4 protein-coding genes are annotated in these 2,640 nt (G+C 67.2%); all 4 read left to right on the forward strand.

Features of this window, described 5'->3' with window-relative positions; all coding sequences use genetic code 11:
• A partial coding sequence (locus ACO6D5_RS29880; RefSeq protein ID WP_485827410.1) for a TIGR03756 family integrating conjugative element protein occupies nucleotides 1-459 on the forward strand: 459 nt, incomplete at its 5' end.
• A gap of 9 nt (nucleotides 460-468) precedes the next feature.
• Entirely contained in the window at nucleotides 469-1,866 is a 1,398-nt protein-coding gene (locus ACO6D5_RS29885) for an integrating conjugative element protein (protein ID WP_039016603.1), read from the forward strand.
• The gene (locus ACO6D5_RS29890; protein WP_047219619.1) at nucleotides 1,863-2,234 is read left to right on the forward strand and encodes a hypothetical protein; all 372 of its coding nucleotides are present in this window, start codon (nucleotides 1,863-1,865) and stop codon (nucleotides 2,232-2,234) included. Before ACO6D5_RS29885 ends, ACO6D5_RS29890 begins: the two co-directional genes overlap by 4 nt.
• Before the next feature lie 15 nt (nucleotides 2,235-2,249).
• Nucleotides 2,250-2,640: conjugal transfer protein TraG N-terminal domain-containing protein (locus ACO6D5_RS29895; RefSeq protein ID WP_485827411.1), on the forward strand; the 391-nt coding region annotated here is incomplete at its 3' end.

Here is a 2,640-nt window from a genome sequence, read left to right on the forward strand (position 1 = left end):
ACGCTGGCCTGGCGCTACAACGTGCCCGAGATGGCCTACCCGGAAGCGCTGATTCCGGGCCGGCGTGAGGTCGGCGCACGCACCACGATGAACCTGTGGGGCAACGTGTATCCCCGTGGCGGCTTCCTGCACCAGACCGACGACTTCAAGGCCGGCGCAGTGGTGGCCCAGCGTGCAGGCGATGTGGTCACGCGCCGGGGGCAGATCCACGTCTATCAGCCGTTGCTTGCCAACTCCCGCGACGGCTACTGGCCGGCAGGCGCGCTGATGGAGGGCGATGCCTCGACCGGAAAGTGGCAAGAACTCACGCCCGTCCTGTCGTCGTCCTGCACGGTCTTCCCGCGCAGCGGCTTTCTTACCCAGGCGCAGCAAGGCGACTACGCATGGGCGCTGTGGCGGCCGTATGCCTGCTGCGAACGCCGGGGCCAAGTGTTCCTGGGCAGCGTCGATTTTCTCTGAGGTGGTGCCATGAAGTTCCGTCCTGCATTCAATCCGTTCTCCCGCCGGGCACGTCGCACGGAGATCGTCCTGGCGCTGGCCGGCGCCCTCGCGCTGGGCAGCGGCGTGGCCTGGGGTCAACTGGGCTACCAGACCAGCGGCAGTGTCATCGGCGATGACGTCATGTACTCGATCGGTGGCGGCAACGCCGTGTCGATGGGCCGTGCGGCCGGCATGCGCTCTCTCGGTGTCGGCGTGGGTTGGAACAGCAACTTGATCTGCGGCGACATGAGCATCCAGACCACGTTGAAGAACCAACTTAACGGCATCACCAACGGCTTCCAGCAAATCATGTCGTCGGTGATCCAGAGTGCCACCAGTGCGGTGGCATCGTTGCCCGCGCTGATCATCCAGCGGGCCGATCCCGGTTTGTACAACCTGCTCACCAATGGCGTGCTGCAGGCGCGACTCGATTTCGACCGCAGCAAGCTGACGTGCCGTGCCATGGCCGAGAAGATGGCCGAAATGGCGGGCGGCCAGCTCGGCTGGAGCCAGATGGCCGAAGGGCTGGCGCTGCGCGATGCCGTGTCGAGCACGGATGCGGTCTCGGCCATCGAGCAAGCCGAGACGCGCCGCGGCAATGACGGCGTGCCGTGGGTCGGGGGCAGCAACGCGGGCGGCTCCGGCCAGCCCGCGATCAAGGTCGTCGGCGATGTCACCCGCGCCGGCTACAACCTGGTCAACGGCCGCGGCGTGACCGACACCTCATCCATCGCGCCGGCCAGTTGCAGCAGCCTCTCGTGCCAGACCTGGGCCTCTCCGCAGGCCGCCGTCGAGTGGGCCACGCGCGTGCTCGGCGAGAAGGAGCAGCGCACGTGCGATGCCTGCACCAAGACCGAGACGACGCCGGGCGTCGGGCTCACGCCGCTGATCCAGGAGGAGTACGACGCCAAGCTGCAGGCGCTCCAGGACCTGGTGACCAAGGCCAAGAACACGACGCCGGAGAACCTGCGCGAAGCTGGCAGCGCGTCGCTGCCGATCACGCGCGGCGTGATCGAGGCGCTGCGCGACGAGCCCGACCAGCACCTGCTGTCGCAGCGCTTGGCGTCCGAAGTCGCGCTGGCGTCCGTGCTGGAGAAAGCGCTGCTGCTGCAGCGCACGCTGCTCACGGGCAAGAAGGAGCCCAACGTCGCGGCCAACGAGCTTGCCGTTGAGGCGGTGAACCACGAGAGCGACACGCTCGACCGTGAGATTCGCAACCTCAAGACCGAACTGGAGCTGCGGCGCGAGCTGGCGAACAACTCACCCATGGCGATCATCCAGCGCCACGGCGCACGTGCGGCCGGCTCGCGCGGCATCTACGAGGGCGATCCTGTGCCGGACCGTCTCGACCAGCTCCAGAAGGGCAACCCGGGGAGTCGGCCATGAGCCCGGCGCGCATGGCCTGGCGGCCGCTGCGCTGGTTGTTCAGCCGGCGCGCGGCGAAGACGCTGCTGTGGCTGGTGCTGATCGTTGCCGCCGCCGTGGGGGCGAACGTCGCGGGCATCTACCTAGTCGGCAGCGTTGCAGGCTGGGAACGGTGGCTGACGGCCTCCGCAGGGTATTTCTTCATCTGGCGGCTGTGCGTGTACGCGGCAACGGCCTATGGATGGTTCTGGATGCGCCGCCGGGTGCTCGCCCGCGAAGACCAAAGCGGGACAGATGGGCAGGCGCGGCGCCGGCTGATCCGCACCGAGGTCGCCAGCGTCGTCGCCATCGTCGCGCTGGAAACCAGCCTGTTGATGGAGGCCGCTTGAGGGGAGATCGGGACCATGACGCTCTTCACGACCGACTATCTGGAGTACTACCTCACCCTCGTGTCCTGGATCGTCAACAACGGTATCTGGGCCGTGCTGGTGTCCAGCGGGGTGTTCGCGCTGCCTTTCGTCGCCATCGTCGTGCAGGAGTGGCTGAAGGCCCGCGCGGAAGGCGCTGACGAGGGCAACAAAGGCGTTCTGAGTGCCGCCCGTATCGAGAACCGGGTGTTCGTCGCGATCGTGGTGGTGATGTTCGCGGGCATTCCGTTCATCGACGTGGACCTCAGCACCATCCAGTACGACAGCTCGCGCTCGGCGCAGTGCCAGGTCAGCGTGCCGCAGCCCACGGAAACCGGCTGGTCGCAGTCCTTCAGCACCATCAACAACCAGTCGGCGAAGGTGCCGG

Source organism: Achromobacter sp. (assembly GCF_057314935.1).